This window comes from Rhizobium sp. 862_C5_N1_2 (assembly GCF_051811205.1).
Classification (GTDB): domain Bacteria; phylum Pseudomonadota; class Alphaproteobacteria; order Rhizobiales; family Rhizobiaceae; genus Rhizobium; species Rhizobium leguminosarum.
In genome coordinates this window covers 1,782,837-1,798,981 of sequence record NZ_JBPWPT010000001.1, presented here as the reverse complement: position 1 = coordinate 1,798,981, position 16,145 = coordinate 1,782,837, and the positions used below count along the sequence as shown (strand labels likewise).

The following is a 16,145-nucleotide window of genomic DNA, read 5'->3' as shown; positions in this document are numbered from 1 at the left end:
TCAGACGCCGAGCGACTTCAGCTTGCGGTGCAGCGCCGAACGCTCCATGCCGACGAATTCCGCGGTGCGAGAGATATTGCCGCCAAAGCGGTTGATCTGGGCGATCAGATAATCCTTCTCGAACATCTCGCGGGCTTCGCGCAGCGGCAGCGTCATGATGTGATAGTCGTTCTTGGCGGACACCTTCGGCAGCATGTCGCCGAGATCGGTCGGCAGCATGTCGGCGGTGATCGGCGCATCCGGGCCGTCGGTGCGGGCAAGGATCATCAGTCGCTCGATATTGTTGCGCAGCTGGCGGATGTTGCCGGGCCAGTCGTGCGCCTGCAGCACGGCCATGGCGTCGTCGCCGATGCGGCGCGGACGGATGCCGGCCTGCTCTGATATCTGGCGCATCAGCTGATCGACGAGGAAAGGAATGTCCTCGCGCCGTTCGGCCAATGCCGGCACACGCACCGGCACGACGGCGAGGCGATGATAGAGATCCTCGCGGAACCAGCCCTCGGCGATGCGGCTCTCGAGATTGTAGGCGGTCGAGGAGATGATGCGGACATCGACCTTGACACGCTTGGAACCGCCGACCCGCTCGAACTGCTGATCGACCAGGACGCGGAGGATCTTGTTCTGCGTTTCGCGCGGCATTTCGCCGACTTCGTCGAGATAGAGGATGCCGCGATGGGCTTCCTCGAGCGCGCCAATCTTGCGCGCCTGGCCGGGCGTGCCCTCGGTGCCGAACAGCGCCACCTCCATGCGTTCGGGCGTGATGTTGGCGGCGTTGATCGCAACGAAGGGGCCGTTGGCGCGGGCCGACTTCTTGTGGATCATTCGCGCCACCAGCTCCTTACCGGAGCCAGAGGCGCCGAGAATCATGATGCGACTGTTGGTCGGCGACACCTTCTCGATCGTCTGGCGCAGCTGCGAAACGGCGACCGATGTGCCGATCAGCTCCAGTGCGTCGCCGGTGCGGCGCTTCAGCTCGGAAACCTCGCGCTTCAGCTTGGAATTCTCCAGCGCGCGTTCGGCGATCAGGATCAGCCGGTCGGCCTTGAAAGGCTTCTCGATGAAATCGAAGGCGCCGCGCTTGATCGCCGAGACGGCGGTCTCGATGTTGCCATGGCCTGATATCATCACGACCGGCAATTCCGGATGGCGGGTCTTGATCTCGTCGAGTAGCGACAGGCCATCGAGCTTGCTGCCCTGCATCCAGATATCGAGGAAGATCAGCCGCGGCACGCGATCGGAAATTGCCGCCAGCGCGCTGTCGCTGTCATGGGCGGTGCGCGTCTCGTGCCCTTCGTCGGAGAGAATGCCGGAAACGATCTCGCGAATATCATGCTCATCGTCGACGACGAGAATATCAGAGGCCATAAACGCTTTCCTTGTCATTGGCTGCGGGGGCAGCAGGCGTCGGATCCAGGCGTGGCAGATGCACGCGGATCATGGCCCCTCTTCCCCGGTCAAAATCGGCGGGCGCATCATGCAGCTCGAGCTGCCCGCCATGTTCCTCGATGATCTTCTTGACGATGGCGAGGCCGAGGCCGGTGCCCTTCTCGCGCATCGTCATATAGGGTTCCAGAATGCTGTGGCGGTTCTCCACCGGGAGGCCGCGGCCATTGTCGATCACGTCGACGGTGAAGCGGTCGCGGCCGGTATCGAGTGCGGCGCGGACGAGAATCTTGCGTTCGTCCCGCTCGTCGCTCGGCACCGCCTCGATCGATTCCACAGCATTCTTGATGAGATTTCCGAAGGCCTGGCCGAGCATGCGGCTGTCGAACAGGCCCTCCAGCGGCTGGTCGCCGAAATCCTGTTCGAAGGTGACGTGATGGTTGCCCATCTCACGCAAGAAGATCGCGTCGCGCAGGATATTGCGCAGGTCGCTCGGCTCCTTGGTCGGCTTCGGCATGCGGGCAAAGGCGGAGAATTCATCGACCATGCGGCCGATATCGCCAACCTGGCGGATGATCGTATCCGTGCACTGGTCGAAGACGGTCCGGTCGCCCGGATCGATCTGCTTGCCGTAGCGGCGCTGGATGCGCTCGGCGGAAAGCTGGATCGGCGTCAACGGGTTCTTGATCTCATGGGCGATGCGCCTTGCCACGTCACCCCAGGCGGTCGAACGCTGGGCGATGACGAGATCGGTGATGTCGTCGAGCGTGATCACGTAGGATTCGCTCATGTCGCGCACTTCCTCGCGGGTGACCTGCACGCTCAGCGTCCGCACAGTGCCGCCGCGCACCAGCGCAATCTGCTTGCGGAAATCGCCGCGATAACGCACCGCCGCCTCGGTCAGCACCTGATCGACCTCCGGCGCGATGTCGACCAACTGCTTTCCGAGCATTTCGTCGGCCGACAGTGACATCAGCGTCTCGGCCGAGCTGTTGACGATGGCGATGCGGCGGTCCTGCTCGACGCCGATGACGGCGGCGGTGACGCCCGATAGCACCGCTTCGATGAAACGGCGTCGGTCGTCGACCTCGTCCTTGGCCTCGAGGATCTCGTCGCGCTGGGTGCGGATTTCCGAGATCATCTTGTTGAAGGTGCGCGAGAGATTGGCGACGTCGCCGTCGACGGCATGCACCGGCACGACGATATCCATATTGCCCGAAGCAACGCTGTCGGCCGCCGTGATCAGCAGGCGGATCGGCCGGACGATGCGGTCGGCGACGGCGATCGCAGTCCAGATCGCCGCCAGGAGCACGATCAGCGCGAAGCCGATGTAGAGCACGGCAAAAGCGATCTGCAGCGAGAAGCGGTTGGCCTCCATCGAGCGGTATTCGGTGGCGTTCTCCTCCATCATGCGCATGGCGCCCATGACCTTGGGATCGACGGCGCGCACCGTATAGAGAAAGGTGCTCTGGATGGCATCGAGCTTGATGATAGCGCCGACGAGATTGGTAACGCCGGGCGGGATCAGCGTCGGCTGGCCGGCGGCGGCCTTTTCCAATGCGTCCTGCGGAATGGCCGGCAGCGGCTTTTCGGTGGCGATATCGGCCTGGACGATCACCGAGCCGTCGCGCTCGACGAGGAAGGCGCCAAGCAGGCCGCGGCCCCTCGCCTGGCGGGTCATCAAGTCTGCAAAGCCCGTCCTGTCGAGGCTGTAGAGCGCGCGGTTGCGCTCCAGGTCGTTGGCCATGGAGACCGTCTGCCCCTGCAGGTAGCTGGCATTCTCCATCATGTAGGCCTGGCCGATATTGCGCGACGAGCTGACGATCGACTGGGTGCGCAGGGCAAACCAGCGGTCAAGGCCGGCATTCAGCGTGATACTGGCAAAGATGGCGACGAGGATCGCCGGCGTGATCGCGACGATCGAAAAGAGCACGACGATGCGGATATGCAGGCGGGCTGCGGCACGGCCGCGGGTGCGCGCCTTCAGCAGCCTTGCTACCTCGCGAGCGATCAAGGCGAGCAGCGTCAGGACAAAGAAGGAATTGACGATCACCGAGGTGATGACGACATGCGACGTCGGCGCGATCGGCGTCAGGCCGAGCAGCACGAAAAGCGTGGCCGTGGCGCAGAGAAGCGCGCCGCCGGCGAGCACGAGGCCAGGCACAGCAAAAAGGGCGCGGCGATCGGTCACCGTCGTCACCGTCTCGCCCGCCGCCGCCGGCGATACCCCATCCTGCGTCATTCGGCCTCTCTTCGGACGGCACCTGCCGCCCTCGCCATCAATCGAAACCAAGCAACGCCGGCTCAGAAAGCCAGCGTCGCAACGACTCGATCGGGAGCGAAATACCTAAACCCTTGCGTGACCTTTAAGCAACGCATTGTGGCGAAAATGCAACGCGTCTCGTCACGTTGTCAAGCCGTGCTTCCCTCGACGAGCCTTAATCTGACCCGTCGAGGGAAGTTGTTTCACCTGAAGCGCGTCGCAATCTTTCAGATCGCTCCTCGCGCTTTAGGTCTTTGTTTGACGCATGTTCGTTAGCGCAAAACCGCTGCACACTTTTGCGCGACATGCTTTAGAACCGACGTGGTCCTTCGGGCTTGTTTCCGACGATCGTGTCGATCCGGTCCAGCACGTCAGACGTCACCTTCTCTCGGTGTGAGAGGGCCGCGAGATTGTCCTGCAACTGGCTGGCGCGCGAGGCTCCAAGAATGACGGTCGAGACGTTCCGGTTGGCAAGGCACCACAAAAGGGCGAGATGCGTGATCGATATCCCGATCTCGTCCGCGAGCTTTGCGAGTTCGCCAACTTGTTTGAGCTGGGCCAGGCCGGCATCGCTCGACCACTTTTCCTTCAGCCATTCATAGCCCGGCAGGTTCATACGGCTGTCGGCCGGCACACCGTTATTGTACTTGCCGGTCAGGACGCCCGAGGCGAGCGGTGACCAGATCGTGGTGCCAAGGCCGATCAGGTCATAGAGCGGCAGATAGTCGGACTCGACCTTCTGGCGTTCGAAGATGTTGTACTGCGGCTGCTCCATGGTCGGCGGCGTGATGCGCAAGTCCCGGGCAACGGCGTAGGCTTCTGTCAATTGCTGCGCCGACCATTCCGACGTGCCCCAATAGAGCACCTTGCCCTGGGCAACGAGATCGTGCATCGCCCGGACTGTTTCCTCGATCGGCGTGTCGATATCCGGGCGGTGGCAGAAGTAAAGGTCGAGGTAGTCGACCTGAAGCCGCTTGAGCGCTGCGTGGCAGGCGTCGGTCACATGCTTGCGCGACAGGCCGCGCTGCGTCGGCTTCTGGCCTCCCCAGAAGACCTTGCTGGAAACGACAAAGCTGTCGCGGCTCCAGCCAAGCCTGCTGAGCGCCTCGCCCATCACGATTTCGGACTTACCGCTCTCGTATCCTTCGGCATTGTCGAAGAAGTTCACCCCGTTGTCATAGGCAAGCTTCATGAGGTCGACGGCGTCGCCTCCATTGACCTGCTTGCCGAACGTGACCCATGAGCCGAAGGAGAACTCGCTCACTTTCAGGCCCGACTTTCCCAAACGTCGATATTCCATCATGCAACTCCCGTAAATTATGAATATGTGCCGGTCTGTCACCGGGGTCGGTGTCGCCCGATTGATCGACGACCGATTCGCGTAATCTATGGCATGCTCAACGATATGCGAGGCTCAGCCCGGCAAGTTGACCAAAACACAATGTCGCAGTTCCCGTCAGCCCGACTGTAAAGAAAAGGGCGCTCCACGACATCAGTCGGAGCGCCCGTGGCATGCGATCGACGACGTTTGCGGCGGAGGTCGATAGCAGCGACCGCAGAATGATGAGATTCGGAACGGATAGGCAACATGCGATTGGTATCTGCGACGTTATCGCCCGCTGGTTGATCGTGTCGTCCACCGGATATCCACAGCTTATCCACAGGCATGGCGACGACGACCGCAGCAACTTCAATGACATTCGCCTGGCGCCAAATCACTCCTCACAAATGCTTATGTGACTGTTGAATGACACCGCACCTTTGTTTGTCTGCTTGGATATAAACCGCGACCTGGCTCAGATAGGCTCACCTCTCCTCCCGACCGTGGCGGCGGACGCCGGGAGGGGTGGGCGGTGGGCAAACATGAGGGCCCGCCGCCTTCTTTTTATCGCGCCCCCGAGCGAGCTCAGGCGGTGCGGGAGCTTCTGTAGACCGAGACGCCAAGTTCCCTGATCTCCTTGCGCAAGGTGTTGCGGTTGAGACCGAGAAGATCAGTGCGGCGAGGATCAGCGGATATTCCATTTCCGTCAGCACACGATCATAGAGGCCGGGCGGCGGCAGATTGTCCCCGAAGCCTGCGAAGTAGCACAGGCAGTTTGATCCAACGCAACGCTTGAATCCGGCATTCGTCGTATCTCTAAAAGCAGCTCCATAGTCATGGAGGATACTGGCTCAAAGAGGAGATGCAGAATGTCCATGTTCAGACTGCCAACTATCACTGTGCTGGCCTTGCTCGGTGGCGTCGGTGCCGTGGGCATCGCGTCCGCCCAGACGAAAAGTCCAGACTCGGCTCAGTCGGAGGTTAAGCCCGCGGCCGAAGGATCGGAAATGATGCCCGGCATGATGAGCCGCAACATGATGTCATCGGACATGAATGAAGGAATGCGCATGATGGGGCCAATGCGCGGTCATATGATGAAGATCATGTTCGTCGTCGCCGATACCAACGGGGACGGCGCAATTTCTTTCGAAGAGTTGACCGCAATCCACAAACGCGTCTTCGACGCGGTCGACGCAAACAATGACGGCAAAGTCACACCTGAAGAAATGCAGGCGTTTATGCAGGACATGTGACCGGCGCCTCGGCATTTGCCACCCCATGTGAGCAGCGACCACCAACTCCAGGTGCAATGCTCCTTCGGGGCCAGCCTTCCGCGGCGCCGTGCCAAGACCAGAGAAGCCGGAGCGCCGGCAATTGCGTTACATCAATGCCGACTTGCGACGAATGGAATAGATTGCAATCGTGACAGTCCGCGAGAGATGGAGCAGGACATGACGGCACAATATTTTCTCCCGCTGGCAACATATCCCGATTCAAGTTCCGGATTGATCATTTCGAACGCTGTAGCGTTTGCTGGGTACTACGGTGCAAATCTTCACGCCTGCGCGCTAAGGGTCGAGATCCCGCACATTCCCAACGCCTGGTCGTCGTTGCTGCTCGATACTCCACAGATGATCGAGCATGCCGAGACTTTGAGCCGCGATCGCGCCGCAACCCTGGTTGCCGCGGCGACCAACCTCGCAGCGAACGCCATGGTTGAATTATCTTGTCGAACGGTCAAAACCACCTTGCCTCTATTGCACGAGACGGTGGCCACGGAAGCAAGGTTCTTCGATCTGGCTATTCTCGAATGTATCGCGGACGTTCCGGATACCCGTATTGTCGCCGAAGCGGTCATATTCGGATCCGGCCGGCCAGCCATCATCTTTCCCAACAAGACCCTTGCGGGCCCAATCGACCATCTGGTCATCGCCTGGGACGGAAGTCGAGCCGCCGCTCGGGCCGTCAGCGATGCAAACCCATTCATTCACAAGGCCAAACGGGTTTCGGTCCTATCTCTGACGGGCGAAAAGCCGCTGCCGGAGACAACCGGGGCGCATCTCGCTGAGATCTTGGTTTCGAGCGGCGTCAATGCAAGCGCAACGGTCACTCGCTTTACTTCGTCATCGACCGGTCAGAGCATTCAACAAACAGCACTGGAACTGAGCGCCGATATGCTGGTCATGGGAGGATTTGGACACTCGAGGTTGCGAGATTTCGTCCTGGGCGGAGCAACCGATGGCGTCTTGGAAAAGCCTCTGCTGCCGGTGCTCATGTCACATTGAAGGAAACTGCCCGCATGGGTCTGTGACCTTCTTCTGCCCGAGTCACGGCCGTGGGCGAAGCCAATGTAAAGCGGTATACTGCAAGTTGGCTCTTCGGACAAGGAAGCCTGGACACTCGCGGACCGAAAGCTACTTCCCGTCAGGGACGAAATTCCCCGCAAAACAAGGTGTCGGTCACGAACATAGGCCGGCTGGAGAGCGATCATGCAGAAGCAGTCCTCCTCGCAAACGAGGCAGTATATCGAAAAGCACAAGGCGATCCTTGAGCAACGCCGGCGCGAGCTAGAAACCCGCCTGCAAGCGATCGAGAATGATTTCGAAGAACCTCGGAATCCTGACGATGATGATCGTGCCACAGAGCGAAATAACGATGAAGTCCTGGAAGAACTCGGCGAAGCTGGACAAAAGGAGCTCCTCGCCGTCCAAGCGGCGTTGGACCGGATTGAAGCCGGAACTTTTGGCACATGTGTGAAATGCAGCAAGCCGATCGGCGAGAAGAGGCTTGACGCCGTCCCCCACACACCTTTCTGTCAGTCTTGCGCTCAGTCGTTTGAAGCCTGAGTTGCAAGGTCACCATGCTCATGAAGCACTATCTGATATCGGGCCAGCCCAGCCGGCGCGTGCGCTGATGAGCCATTCATGAGCGTCATCGCGACCGGGAGGATGCGCGTCCGACATCCCTCCGCAGCACCGTGCAAGCCCAACACGCTCAGGCGGTGCGGGAGCTTCTGTAGACCGAGACGCCAAGTTCCCTGATCTTCTTGCGCAAGGTGTTGCGGTTGAGACCGAGAAGATCGGCGGCCTTGATCTGGTTGCCGCGCGTCGCCGTCAGTGCGGCGAGGATCAGCGGATATTCCATTTCGGTCAGCACACGATCATAGAGGCCGGGCGGCGGCAGATTGTCACCGAAGCCTGCGAAGTAGCTGCGCATGTTCTCTTCGACGGCTTGCGCGATCGTCATCGAGCCGCTGCGGATCGGCCCCTTGTCGATCGGGCTGTCGGGCACGTCGGAGCGCAGTTCCGCGTCGATGATCTCGCGGGTGATCACATCCTGCGGATAGAGCGCCATCAGACGGCGGATGAGGTTTTCCAGCTCGCGGACGTTGCCCGGCCAGGCATAGGCCTTCATCAGTTCCAGCGCTTCCTGATCGAAGCGCTTGGAGCCGAGGCCTTCCTTTTCGGCCTGCTGGATGAAATGGCGCACCAGGTCGGGAATATCCTCGGCGCGGTCGCGCAGCGGCGGCAGGCGTAGCGGCACGACATTGAGGCGGTAATAGAGATCCTCGCGGAAGAGGCCCTGGTTGATCGCCTGCTTCAAGTCCTTGTTGGTGGCGGCAACGATGCGCACATCGGTGCGGATCGGCGTGCGGCCGCCGACGGTGGTGTATTCGCCCTGCTGCAGGACGCGCAGAAGCCGTGTCTGGGCGTCCATCGGCATGTCGCCGATCTCGTCGAGGAAGAGGGTGCCGCCCTCGGCCTGCTCGAAGCGGCCGGTCGAGCGGGTCTGCGCGCCGGTGAAGGCGCCCTTCTCGTGGCCGAAGAGTTCGGATTCGATCAGATCACGTGGGATCGCCGCCATGTTGATTGCGACGAACGGGCCGTTGCGGCGCTTGCCGTAGTCGTGCAGCGCGCGGGCGACAAGCTCCTTGCCGGTGCCGGATTCGCCGGTGATCATCAGCGTCAGGTCCGTCTGCATCAGGCGGGCGAGCACACGGTAGATTTCCTGCATCGCCGCCGACCGGCCGACCAGCGGCATGCCGTCCTGCATGTCGTCTTCAAGCTTGGCAGGCTTGCGCTTCGGCTCGGCAAGCGCCCGGCCGATGATGCCGATCAGCTCGGTGAGATCGAAAGGCTTCGGCAGATAGTCGTAAGCCCCCTTCTCCGAGGCCTTGATGGCGGTCATGAAGGTGTTCTGAGCGCTCATGACGAGAACGGGCAGGTCGGGCCGCGCCTTCTTGATGCGCGGCAGCAGATCGAAGGCGTTCTCGTCGGGCATCACCACATCGGTGACGACCAGATCGCCCTCGCCTGCCGAAATCCAGCGCCAGAGGGTAGCGGCGTTGGAGGTGATGCGAACGTCATAGCCGGCGCGGCTCAAAGCCTGGTTGAGCACGGTCCGGATGGCCGCATCATCATCTGCAACGAGGATCGTGGCTGTCATCGAGAAGGTCCTGTCGAGCTTGCTATAGAGGCGTCCTCGAGCGAGGCGTCCTTCGACGCCGGCATGAGAACGCGGAATGTCGTGCGGCTGTTCTGGCTGTCGCATTCAATGATGCCGCCGTGATCGCCGATGATCTTGGCGACCAGCGCCAGGCCGAGGCCGCTGCCGTTCGGCTTGGTGGTGATGAAGGGATCGAAGAGATGCGGCACCAGATCGGCGGGAACGCCGGGACCGTTGTCATGGACGCAGAATTCCAGCGGCAGCGAGATCTTTTCGCGCGTGCCGGCGACCGAAAGACGGATGCCCGGGCGATAGGCCGTCGTCAGCATGATCTCGCCGTCCGGCCGATCGCCGACCGCTTCGGCGGCGTTCTTCACCAGATTGAGGAAGACCTGGACGAGTTGATCGCGATTGGCATAAACGGCCGGCAGCGACGGGTCATAACTTTCGGTAACTCGGATGTTGCGGGCAAAACCTGCCTTGGCGACGGCCTTCACGTGATCGAGCACGGAATGGATATTGACCGGCATGCGGTCGACGGGGCGTTCGTCGGAAAAGACTTCCATACGGTCGACCAGCGAGACAATGCGATCGGTCTCGTCGCAGATCAGCCGGGTCAGCGCCCGATCGTCATCGATCGCAGACTGCTCAAGCAGCTGGGCGGCGCCGCGTATGCCGGAGAGCGGGTTCTTGATCTCATGCGCCAGCATCGAGGCAAGGCCGGTCACCGAGCGGGCGGCGGCGCGATGTGTCAGCTGCCGGTCGATCTTGTCGGCCATCGAGCGTTCCTGAAAAACGATGACGACGGCGCCGGGCTCGCTAAGCACCGGGGCGACATAGAGATCGACGAGCTTGTCCTGGCCGAGACGGGGCGAACTCAGGTCGACGCGATATTCGTTGACCGGCGCCTTGCGCTCACGCACCTGGTCGATCAAGGCGAGCAGCGGGCTGCCGAAGGGAATGAAGGTCGAGATACGGTAACGGGCCAGATGCGAGGCGCTGGCGCCGAAGAAGGCCTCCGCCTCCCAATTGGCGAAAACGACAAAGCCGGATTCGTCGACCATGATGACGGGGTTCTGGATGGCGTTCAGCACGGCCATGGCGACGGTCCCGCCAGCGTGATCGGACGGAGATGTCATATCCTTTGTCATGCCGCCTCCCGGCTGTCGACAATACTCGCCGCAAGCGCATCGTAGAGGCGCGCGGCCACCTCGCGCGGGTCGCGCGAGGTCATAATCTCCGCCTTTTCCGCGCCTGACAGATCAGGCGCGAAACGCTGGAGATACCAGCCAAGGTGCTTGCGGGCGTGGCGGATCGCCACCGCTTCGCCGTAGAAATCCAGCATCATGCGGTAATGCTCGACGGCGAGCTCGGCGATCTTCAGGGATTGCGGTGGAGGCGCACCTGATATGACGCCGGCATGCCACGGCCTGCCCTGGCAGCCCCTGCCGATCATCACGGCATCGGCGCCGGAGCGGCGCAACATTTCCTGCGCGTCGCCTGCGGTTTCGACATCGCCATTGGCGATCAGCGGGATTGAGATTACGTCGCGGACGGCGCGTATCGCGTCCCAATCGGCCCGGCCTTCATAGAATTGCATGCGGGTGCGCCCGTGAATGGTCACAAGCTGGATGCCGGCGGCCTCGGCGCGACGCGCGATGTCAGGCGCGTTAATCGAATTCTCGTCCCAACCGAGGCGCATCTTCAGCGTTACCGGAATGTCGACGGCCTTGACCGTCGCCTCGATGAGGCCGAGCGCATGATCGGGATCGCGCATCAGCGCCGAGCCGGAATAACCGCCGATCACCTTCTTTGCCGGACAGCCCATATTGATGTCGATGATATCGGCGCCATGATCGGCGGCGATCTTGGCAGCCTCGGCCATCCAGTGCGCCTCGCGCCCGGCAAGCTGCACCATATGCGGCCGGAAGCCCGCAGCCCGCAGCCGCGACCAGGACTCGGCCGTGTCATTGACCAGTTCGCGGCTCGCCACCATTTCGGTGACGACGAGGCCGGCGCCGAAGCGCCACGCAAGCTCGCGGAAGGGCATATCCGTGACGCCGGACATCGGCGCCAGCACAACGCGGTTCCGCACGGACACGGGTCCGATTCGGAAAGGCGCTGCGAGGTCCTTGGAAATCAATTGATTATCTTTCGGGCACACAATAGAACTGCATTATTTTTAGCCATTATTCCCTAGCTTGCCAAGGGGGCTGGGATGGGAATTGATATTTTTCGGGCAGATGCTGGAAAAGGCCAAAGCAAGACGTTAGAGCACTCGGGTCAATTCCGCATATTTTAGGGGATTTATGCTGCAAATGCCTTCTAAGCAACCGATATCGGCTGGAATTGTCATCGTGGCCGCCGGCCGCGGCGAGCGCGCGGGATCCTCCACGGAGGGCCCCAAGCAGTATCGCATGATCGGCGGCAAGCCGGTTATCGTGCATACGCTTGAAAACTTCATGACATGGGAAGCAGCAAAGCAGATCGTCGTCGTCATTCATCCCGATGACGAGGCGCTGTTTGCAAGAGCCTTCCGCCACATCATCTCGGCAACGCCGATCGAAACGGTGCATGGTGGCGCCACCCGGCAGCAATCCGTGCTTGCCGGCCTCAGATACCTCAAGGACAAGCAAATCAGCCATGTGCTGATCCATGATGCCGTTCGGCCGTTCTTCGACCATGTGCTTCTGGACCGCATTGCCGAGAGCCTTGACGCCGGCGCGCAGGCGGTCCTGCCGGCAATCCCGGTCACCGATACGCTGAAACGCGCCGACAGCGCCGGCACCGTGCTGACGACGGTTTCACGCGAGCATCTCTACGCGGCGCAGACGCCGCAATCCTTCGCCTTCGAAACGATCCTCGAGGCGCATGAGAAGGCGGCGGCGAGCGGACGAAGCGATTTCACCGACGATGCCTCGATCGCCGAATGGCTGGGCATTCCGGTGACGATCGTCGAGGGCACGGCCGACAACGTCAAGCTGACGGTCAGGAACGATATCGCCATGGCCGACGACAAGCTGTCGACTTCGCTGCTTCCAGACGTGCGCACCGGCAACGGCTACGACGTGCACCAGCTCGTAGCCGGCGATGGCGTGACACTCTGCGGCGTGTTCATTCCGCATGATCAGAAGCTGAAAGGTCACTCGGATGCCGACGTCGCGCTGCATGCGCTGACGGACGCGCTGCTCGCCACCTGCGGCGCCGGCGATATCGGCGATCATTTCCCGCCGTCCGACCCGCAATGGAAAGGGGCGGCCTCGCGGATCTTCATCCAGCATGCCGCCCGGATCGTGCGCGAGCGCGGCGGCACGATCATGAATGCCGACGTCTCGCTGATCGCCGAGGCGCCGAAGGTCGGCCCGCATCGCGAGGCCATGCGCGCGAAACTGTCGGATTATCTCGGCATCGATATCGAGCGTTGCTCGGTCAAGGCGACGACCAACGAGACGATCGGCTTCGTCGGCCGGCGCGAAGGCATCGCGGCGATCGCGACTGCCACCGTCGTCTATCGCGGAAGGAAATGATGAGCCTTTTTCCTCAGGATATAATTTCGATGGCGGAGGCGATCATCCGTGACTTCACGGCTGCGGGGCTGATGTTCTCCACAGCCGAATCCTGCACCGGCGGACTGATTGCCGGGGCGCTGACGGAGATATCGGGTTCATCAGCCGTCGTCGACCGCGGCTTCGTCACCTATACGAATACCGCAAAGATGGAGATGCTCGGCGTACAGGCGGAAACGCTGCTGCGTTTCGGGGCCGTCTCCGAGGAAACGGCGCAACAGATGGTGCATGGCGCCCTCTTCCGTTCACGCGCCGAGATCGCCGTTGCTGTCACCGGTATTGCTGGCCCTGGCGGCGGATCGGCGGAAAAACCGGTCGGCCTCGTGCATCTCGCCGCCAAATCGCGCGCCGGCGCGCTCATCCATCGGAAAATGCTCTATGGCGATATCGGCCGCAGCGAGGTTCGGCTGGCGACGATCAGGACGGCGCTGGAGATGGTGCGCTCGCTCCTTGCTGCCTGACGCGGGTTCGCTCATCAAGCCGGCGTGTAGATCCTGTTTGCCCTGGTCTCGAAGGCCTCGGTGAACATGCGGAAGGCGCGGTCGAACATCGAACCCATCAACGCGCCGAGAATGCGGCTCTTGAACTCGTAGTCGATAAAGAAATCGACGGTGCAGCCGCCGGAGGGCGTCTCGGCGAAGTGCCAGCGATTGTCGAGATATTTGAACGGGCCATCGATATACTTGACCTCGATGACGTGCTCGGCCCGGTTCAGCAGCACCTGCGTCGTGAAGGTCTCGCGGATCGCCTTATAGCCGACCGTCATGTCGGCGACGAGCAGGATCTTGCCGTCGCGCTCCTTGCGGCTCCTGATGGCCAGCGCTTCGCAGAGCGGCAGGAATTCCGGATAGCGCTCGACATCGGCGACGAGGTCGAACATCTGCTCGGGCGTATGCGGGACGGGACGGTGCGTTTCGAATTGCGGCATAGGCGGCAATTAATCGGGCCGGCCGAGAAGATCAAGAAGCTCGCGCATCTGGCGGCGGGATTTTAGCTGAAGAACCGGCACGTCAGGGCCATGTGCGGCGATGCCGGCGACGAGGCGCGGCGCAAATTTCTCCTCGAAGGTCCAGATGAAGCGGAGGAATTCCCAATCGACCTTCTCGATACAGCCCCGCGCCATTTCGGGGCGAGTGCGGCCGATCCATTTCGCCCACCGGCTGATTGCGCCCCAGATACAGAGAAGCCGCGGCATGCGGACCCAGATGACGAAATCGGAGCGCGGCAGCCGAATGTCCAGGGAGGATGGGTTCGTGCCGTCCATGATCCAACGTTCTTCGAGGATCCGGCTGGCGATGATATTTCTCTGCTCGACTCTGTCGCGCACCACCCAGCCGGGAAGCCAAAATACGTCGCGATCGAGCGAAATGTAGGAAAGCCCGAAGCGCTTGGCAATCTTCAGCGATAGCGTGGATTTGCCGCCGCCCGAGCAACCCATGACGAGGATGCGGCGGGCTGTGCGAATATGCTCAGCAGCTTGTTTAAGATCGGTGATCTGCTGACGCGGCGGCAAGTCTACTCTCTGATCCATCATGCAACTCCCTCGAGCCAAACGTGCGTTTCGCCGGCGCGACTCAAGCGCTAAGAGCGGCGAACCGGTTAGCTGCCTTGCGCGATCTTAAGATGATGGTGGAATTGAAAAGCCCGTGATCGCGAAGTGCTGCCTCGATCAGAGGTGCGGCATGCCGTTCGAAATTCCAGATATAGGCAAGCGCGTCCAGCGAGAGGCGTTCCGGGCAGCCGGCAGGCAGTTCGGGGCGGTTGCGCCCAAAGTAGCGGAACGCTCTCGATAGGGCGCCGTAGAGGCATGCATATCTGGGCAGCCGAAGCCAGATGACGAGGTCCGCGCGCGGCAGGCGAAGATGGAAGGAGCTGAGGCCGGTTCCATCAATGATCCAGCGTTGTTCCGCCACCGCCTCGGCTATCCGGCGGTCGATCTCGTCGCGCGGCCTCTTTCGCCAGCCCGGTAGCCAGTAGAAATCGCGGGCCATGGAGATGTAGTTGAGGTCGAGCGCTCGCGAAAGCCGCGTTGCGAGTGTGCTCTTGCCGCCGCCGGGGCAGCCGATCACCAGGATACGGTCGGCTTCGACCAGCGTCGATTTCACTCCGGAGGTGATGTTCATCGTCGGCCTCCCAAAGAAAAACCGCGGCGAAAATCGCCGCGGTTCAATCAAAAAGCAAGTACCAGATGTTACTCGGCTGCCATCAGCAGCTTCTTCTCGCGCGCCGCTCTCAGCCGGGCAAAGTCGTCGCCGGCATGGTGGGAGGAGCGGGTCAGCGGGCTGGAGGCGACCATCAGGAAGCCCTTGCTGTAGGCGACGGTCTCATAAGACTTGAACTCGTCGGGGGTGACGAAGCTTTCGACCTTGTGGTGCTTGCGCGTCGGCTGCAGGTACTGGCCGATCGTCAGGAAGTCGACATCGGCTGTGCGCAGATCATCCATCAGCTGGAGGACTTCGTTTCGCTCTTCGCCAAGACCGACCATGATGCCCGATTTGGTGAACATGGTGGGATCGAGTTCCTTCACCCGCTGCAGCAGGCGGACAGAATGGAAGTAGCGGGCGCCGGGGCGAACCGTCAGATAGTTGCCGGGCACTGTTTCCATATTGTGGTTGAAGACGTCGGGCTTGGCGGCGACGACGCGTTCCAGCGCACCCGGCTTCTTCAGGAAGTCCGGCGTCAGGATCTCGATCGTCGTCATCGGCGAGGCGGCACGGATTGCCCAGATCACCTTTTCGAAGTGTTCGGCGCCGCCGTCCTCCAGGTCGTCACGGTCGACCGAGGTGATGACGACGTGGGATAGGCCCATCTCCTTGACCGCCTTGGCGACATTCTCCGGCTCGGCCATGTCGAGCGCATTCGGCTTGCCGGTGGCGACGTTGCAGAAGGCACAGGCGCGGGTACAGATCTCGCCCATGATCATGAAGGTCGCGTGCTTCTTGTCCCAGCACTCGCCGATATTCGGGCAGCCGGCCTCCTCGCAGACTGTGACGAGCTTGTGCTCCTTCACGATCGCGCGCGTTTCGGCATAACCCTTGGAGGTCGGCGCCTTGACGCGAATCCAGTCCGGCTTGCGCATGACTTCCGTATCAGGCCGATGCGCCTTCTCGGGATGCCGCACGCGCTTGGCGTCGCGATTGATCGTATCGAGGATCGTCACCATTGC

Annotated in this window: 15 protein-coding genes and 1 pseudogene; 5 read left to right on the top strand and 11 right to left on the bottom strand. The window is 61.5% G+C overall.

Features of this window, described 5'->3' with window-relative positions:
• The 4 genes and pseudogenes from ntrX to ACD590_RS09110 form a co-directional block, all read right to left on the bottom strand.
• Positions 1 to 1,365 carry a nitrogen assimilation response regulator NtrX gene (ntrX, locus tag ACD590_RS09125; RefSeq protein ID WP_018241921.1) on the bottom strand — a complete coding sequence of 455 codons (1,365 nt, stop codon included), beginning with the start codon at positions 1,363 to 1,365 and terminating at the stop codon, positions 1 to 3.
• Positions 1,355 to 3,625: an ATP-binding protein gene (locus ACD590_RS09120; protein ID WP_439002451.1), complete on the bottom strand. Its 2,271-nt coding sequence runs from the start codon at positions 3,623 to 3,625 to the stop codon at positions 1,355 to 1,357. The genes ntrX and ACD590_RS09120 overlap by 11 nt, the downstream gene beginning before the upstream one ends.
• Positions 3,626 to 3,956: 331 nt before the next feature.
• Positions 3,957 to 4,946, bottom strand: coding sequence for a potassium channel beta subunit family protein (locus ACD590_RS09115; protein WP_018241919.1), 990 nt, complete (start codon positions 4,944 to 4,946; stop codon positions 3,957 to 3,959).
• Between the two features lie 606 nt (positions 4,947 to 5,552).
• A pseudogene (locus tag ACD590_RS09110) lies at positions 5,553 to 5,758 on the bottom strand (nitrogen regulation protein NR(I)); the annotation flags it as partial.
• Between the two features lie 78 nt (positions 5,759 to 5,836).
• Here ACD590_RS09110 and ACD590_RS09105 point away from each other — a divergent pair.
• From ACD590_RS09105 to ACD590_RS09095, 3 genes are all read left to right on the top strand, one after another.
• Positions 5,837 to 6,220, top strand: a complete 384-nt coding sequence (locus ACD590_RS09105; RefSeq protein WP_245484464.1) for an EF-hand domain-containing protein — start codon at positions 5,837 to 5,839, stop codon at positions 6,218 to 6,220.
• Between the two features lie 198 nt (positions 6,221 to 6,418).
• A complete protein-coding gene (locus tag ACD590_RS09100) occupies positions 6,419 to 7,252 on the top strand; it encodes a universal stress protein (protein ID WP_245498939.1) in 834 nt (277 codons plus the stop codon).
• Between the two features lie 204 nt (positions 7,253 to 7,456).
• Complete coding sequence (locus ACD590_RS09095) at positions 7,457 to 7,813, top strand: TraR/DksA family transcriptional regulator (protein WP_018241915.1); 357 nt, start codon at positions 7,457 to 7,459, stop codon at positions 7,811 to 7,813.
• A 148-nt stretch (positions 7,814 to 7,961) separates the two neighbouring features.
• On the opposite strand, the gene ntrC is transcribed toward ACD590_RS09095, so the two are convergent.
• Genes ntrC through dusB form a run of 3 tightly spaced genes read right to left on the bottom strand, consistent with a single transcriptional unit; the run spans position 7,962 to position 11,577 of the window.
• Entirely contained in the window at positions 7,962 to 9,413 is a 1,452-nt protein-coding gene (gene ntrC, locus ACD590_RS09090; protein ID WP_017964172.1) for a nitrogen regulation protein NR(I), read from the bottom strand.
• Positions 9,410 to 10,564, bottom strand: coding sequence for a two-component system sensor histidine kinase NtrB (locus ACD590_RS09085; protein ID WP_018241914.1), 1,155 nt, complete (start codon positions 10,562 to 10,564; stop codon positions 9,410 to 9,412). Before ACD590_RS09085 ends, ntrC begins: the two co-directional genes overlap by 4 nt.
• Positions 10,561 to 11,577, bottom strand: coding sequence for a tRNA dihydrouridine synthase DusB (gene dusB, locus ACD590_RS09080; RefSeq protein ID WP_439002450.1), 1,017 nt, complete (start codon positions 11,575 to 11,577; stop codon positions 10,561 to 10,563). The genes ACD590_RS09085 and dusB overlap by 4 nt, the downstream gene beginning before the upstream one ends.
• A 145-nt stretch (positions 11,578 to 11,722) precedes the next feature.
• Between dusB and ACD590_RS09075 the strand changes: the two genes are divergently transcribed.
• Together ACD590_RS09075 and ACD590_RS09070 are read left to right on the top strand one after the other, a co-directional pair.
• A complete protein-coding gene (locus ACD590_RS09075) occupies positions 11,723 to 12,940 on the top strand; it encodes a bifunctional 2-C-methyl-D-erythritol 4-phosphate cytidylyltransferase/2-C-methyl-D-erythritol 2,4-cyclodiphosphate synthase (protein WP_439002449.1) in 1,218 nt (405 codons plus the stop codon).
• Positions 12,937 to 13,440 (top strand): CinA family protein, encoded by a 504-nt coding sequence (locus ACD590_RS09070; RefSeq protein WP_197728257.1) that lies wholly within the window; start codon positions 12,937 to 12,939, stop codon positions 13,438 to 13,440. Before ACD590_RS09075 ends, ACD590_RS09070 begins: the two co-directional genes overlap by 4 nt.
• A 14-nt stretch (positions 13,441 to 13,454) precedes the next feature.
• Here ACD590_RS09070 and ACD590_RS09065 read toward each other — a convergent pair whose 3' ends face one another.
• The 4 genes from ACD590_RS09065 to lipA all read right to left on the bottom strand — a co-directional run bounded on the left by ACD590_RS09065 (position 13,455) and on the right by lipA (position 16,142).
• Positions 13,455 to 13,907, bottom strand: a complete 453-nt coding sequence (locus tag ACD590_RS09065) for a type II toxin-antitoxin system RatA family toxin (protein WP_003559123.1) — start codon at positions 13,905 to 13,907, stop codon at positions 13,455 to 13,457.
• A 9-nt stretch (positions 13,908 to 13,916) separates the two neighbouring features.
• Complete coding sequence (locus ACD590_RS09060) at positions 13,917 to 14,513, bottom strand: AAA family ATPase (protein ID WP_113542273.1); 597 nt, start codon at positions 14,511 to 14,513, stop codon at positions 13,917 to 13,919.
• A gap of 40 nt (positions 14,514 to 14,553) precedes the next feature.
• On the bottom strand, positions 14,554 to 15,102 hold the full coding sequence (locus ACD590_RS09055; protein ID WP_247265550.1) for an AAA family ATPase: 549 nt from the start codon (positions 15,100 to 15,102) through the stop codon (positions 14,554 to 14,556).
• A gap of 68 nt (positions 15,103 to 15,170) precedes the next feature.
• Positions 15,171 to 16,142 (bottom strand): lipoyl synthase, encoded by a 972-nt coding sequence (lipA, locus tag ACD590_RS09050; protein WP_247265551.1) that lies wholly within the window; start codon positions 16,140 to 16,142, stop codon positions 15,171 to 15,173.
• Positions 16,143 to 16,145 lie beyond the last annotated feature (3 nt).

What these genes read in the sequence shown, in the direction of transcription:
- ntrX (WP_018241921.1), bottom strand. Translation starts at nt 1,365, where the DNA reads ATGGCCTCTGATATTCTCGTCGTCGACGATGAGCATGATATTCGCGAG.
- ACD590_RS09120 (WP_439002451.1), bottom strand. Translation starts at nt 3,625, where the DNA reads ATGACGCAGGATGGGGTATCGCCGGCGGCGGCGGGCGAGACGGTGACG.
- ACD590_RS09115 (WP_018241919.1), bottom strand. Translation starts at nt 4,946, where the DNA reads ATGGAATATCGACGTTTGGGAAAGTCGGGCCTGAAAGTGAGCGAGTTC.
- ACD590_RS09105 (WP_245484464.1), top strand. Translation starts at nt 5,837, where the DNA reads ATGTCCATGTTCAGACTGCCAACTATCACTGTGCTGGCCTTGCTCGGT.
- ACD590_RS09100 (WP_245498939.1), top strand. Translation starts at nt 6,419, where the DNA reads ATGACGGCACAATATTTTCTCCCGCTGGCAACATATCCCGATTCAAGT.
- ACD590_RS09095 (WP_018241915.1), top strand. Translation starts at nt 7,457, where the DNA reads ATGCAGAAGCAGTCCTCCTCGCAAACGAGGCAGTATATCGAAAAGCAC.
- ntrC (WP_017964172.1), bottom strand. Translation starts at nt 9,413, where the DNA reads ATGACAGCCACGATCCTCGTTGCAGATGATGATGCGGCCATCCGGACC.
- ACD590_RS09085 (WP_018241914.1), bottom strand. Translation starts at nt 10,564, where the DNA reads ATGACAAAGGATATGACATCTCCGTCCGATCACGCTGGCGGGACCGTC.
- ACD590_RS09075 (WP_439002449.1), top strand. Translation starts at nt 11,723, where the DNA reads ATGCTGCAAATGCCTTCTAAGCAACCGATATCGGCTGGAATTGTCATC.
- ACD590_RS09070 (WP_197728257.1), top strand. Translation starts at nt 12,937, where the DNA reads ATGATGAGCCTTTTTCCTCAGGATATAATTTCGATGGCGGAGGCGATC.
- ACD590_RS09065 (WP_003559123.1), bottom strand. Translation starts at nt 13,907, where the DNA reads ATGCCGCAATTCGAAACGCACCGTCCCGTCCCGCATACGCCCGAGCAG.
- ACD590_RS09060 (WP_113542273.1), bottom strand. Translation starts at nt 14,513, where the DNA reads ATGATGGATCAGAGAGTAGACTTGCCGCCGCGTCAGCAGATCACCGAT.
- ACD590_RS09055 (WP_247265550.1), bottom strand. Translation starts at nt 15,102, where the DNA reads ATGAACATCACCTCCGGAGTGAAATCGACGCTGGTCGAAGCCGACCGT.
- lipA (WP_247265551.1), bottom strand. Translation starts at nt 16,142, where the DNA reads ATGGTGACGATCCTCGATACGATCAATCGCGACGCCAAGCGCGTGCGG.